This window comes from Bradyrhizobium sp. LVM 105 (assembly GCF_003957705.1).
Lineage (GTDB): Bacteria > Pseudomonadota > Alphaproteobacteria > Rhizobiales > Xanthobacteraceae > Bradyrhizobium > Bradyrhizobium frederickii.
The window spans coordinates 1-1,739 of sequence record NZ_QZMV01000079.1; the positions used below are offsets into that span (position 1 = coordinate 1).

The 1,739-nt window shown below is 50.4% G+C and carries 2 protein-coding genes; both read left to right on the forward strand.

Annotation, left to right across the window (positions count from 1 at the left end):
- The coding region (locus D6B98_RS42175) for a hypothetical protein (protein ID WP_205680586.1) at window positions 1-1,091 on the forward strand (1,091 nt) is incomplete at its 5' end.
- The coding region (locus tag D6B98_RS42180; protein WP_205680587.1) for a hypothetical protein at window positions 1,085-1,739 on the forward strand (655 nt) is incomplete at its 3' end. The genes D6B98_RS42175 and D6B98_RS42180, both read left to right, overlap by 7 nt.

Below are 1,739 nucleotides of genomic sequence, written 5' to 3' on the forward strand. Positions count from 1 at the left end.
GAAGGAGGGGGGAGAGAAGAGAGAAAGAGAAAAAGGAAAGAGGAGGAGGGGAGGAGAGAGAGAAAGAAGGAGGAAAAAGAAAAGAGGAGAGAAGAAGAGAGGGGAGAAGGAGAGGGAGGAAGGAAGGGGAGAGAGAGAGGAAGAAAGGGAGAGAGAAAAGAGAAAAAGAGAAGAGAGAAAGGGAGAGAAAGAGAAAGGGGAGAGAGAGGAGAAGGAAGAAGGAAGGAAGAAAAGAGGGAGGAGAGGGAAGAAGGGAAGGAAGAAGGAGAGAGGAGGAAGAAGGAAGGGGAGAAGGAGAGAAAGAAAAGGAGAAAGGAAAAGAGAGGAGAGAAGAAAGGAAAGAGGGGAGAGAAGAGAAAGAAGGAAGGAAAAGGGAAGAGAGAGGAAGGGGGGAGAGAAAAAGAGAGAAGGAAGAAGGGAAAGAAAAAAGAAAGAAAAAGAAAAGAAAAAGAAAGAAGAAGGAAAAGAGGAAGAAGAAGGAGAAAAAGAAGAAGGAAAGAAAAGAGGAGGAAGAAAAGAAAGAGAAAGAAAGAAGAAGGGGAGGAAGAGGAAGGGAAAGAAGGGGAAGGAGGGAGGGAAGGGAAGAAGAAGAAGGGAAGAAGAGGAGAGGAGGGGAAAGGGGAAAAAGCGACGGAGGGGGGGGAGGAAGGGAAAAGAAGGAGGAAAGGAGAGGAAAAAGGAGGAGGGAGAAGAAAGAAGAAAAGGAAGAGAGGGAGAGAGAGGAGAGAGGAAGAGGAGGAAAGGGAGGAGAGGGAAGAGAAGGGGAGCGAGGGAAAAAGGGGAGAGAAGAAGAGAAGGAAGAGGAAGGAGGGGGGAGAGAGAAAGAGAGGAGAGAAAGGGAGAAAGGGGGGAGGAGAAGAAGGAAGAGGGGGAGGGGGAAGGAAAAGGAGAAGAAGGAGAGGAAGAAGAGAAAAGAAGAGAGAGGGGGAGAGGAAGGGGAGGAGGAGGAGAAGAGGAAAAGGAGAGGAGAGAAGGAAGAAGGGAAGGAAGAGAAGAAGAAAAGAAAGGGAGAGGAGGGAAAAGAGAGGAGAAGAAGAAAGGGAAAGAAGGAAAGGAGAGAAAGAAGAGAAGAAGAAGAGGGACGGTGTTGAAGAAGAGACGAAGGAAGAGAAGGGGAAGGAGGAAGAGGGGAAGGAGAGAAGAGAAGAGAGGAGAAAGGGAGGAGGAGGAAGAGGAGAAGAAGAGAGAAAGGGAGAAAGAAGAGAAGGGAGGAGGAAAAGAGAGAAGGGAGGGAGAAGGAGGGGAGAAGGGGGGGGGGAAGAAGAAGGAGAGGAGAAGAAAAGAGGAAGAAAAGGAAAAAGGGGAGGAGAGGGGGAAGAGAAGAAAGGAGAGAGAGAAGAAAGAAGAAGAAGGGGGGGGGAGGAGAGGGGAAAGGGGGGAGGAGGAAGAGGGAGAGAGGGGGAGAAGAGGAGAAGAAAAGAGGAGGAAGGAGGAGAGAAGAGGAAAAAAGAAAAGGAAGAAGGGAAGGGGAGGGAGAAGAGAGGGGAGGAGAGAAGAGAAAGAGAGAGGAGAGGAGAGGAGGGAGGGGGGGAGAGAAGAAGAGGAGGAGGAGGAAAGAGGCAGAAAGGAGGAGAAGAGAAGGAGAGGGGAGGAAGAAGGAGAGGGGAGAGAAAGAAAGAGAGAAGGGGGAAGAAGAGGGAAGGAGGAAGGAAAGAGAGGGAGGAGGAGAGAGAGGGAAAAGGAGAAAGAAAGGGGAAGCAACCGCCTGTTCCCCGGCTACAATCTGCACGGCCAGGGCG